The sequence below is a fragment of the Citrobacter sp. TBCS-14 genome (assembly GCF_005280805.1).
Lineage (GTDB): Bacteria > Pseudomonadota > Gammaproteobacteria > Enterobacterales > Enterobacteriaceae > Citrobacter > Citrobacter gillenii.
Genome location: NZ_SZWM01000832.1, coordinates 1 through 262 on the forward strand (window position 1 = coordinate 1; position 262 = coordinate 262).

The 262-nt window shown below is 35.5% G+C and carries 1 protein-coding gene; it reads right to left on the minus strand.

The window, feature by feature from the left end; all coding sequences use genetic code 11:
- Positions 1-222 (minus strand): hypothetical protein (locus FDX22_RS21545; RefSeq protein ID WP_212732928.1); only part of this gene is annotated, 222 nt, incomplete at its 3' end.
- Positions 223-262 lie beyond the last annotated feature (40 nt).

Genomic DNA, 262 nt, shown 5'->3' on the forward strand with positions numbered 1-262 from the left:
AACAAAGTCAACCGCTTCTTCAATAGCGTCAGCAAATGGAGTTTTGCCAGCTGATTTGGCTTTTGTAGTAATCTTTTTGATTTTTTTGACGTCTGCTTCTTTTTCAATTGATTTAAAACCGTTTGTTCCGTCACCCTCAATAAGCGCAAGGTCAACAATTTTATTAACAATAGCTTGTGTAAGTTCCGCTACAATCAAGTTGTAAAGTTCAGAATATGACATTTGAAGTCGTTTAACACGTTCAGCAAGTGATTGCAATTTA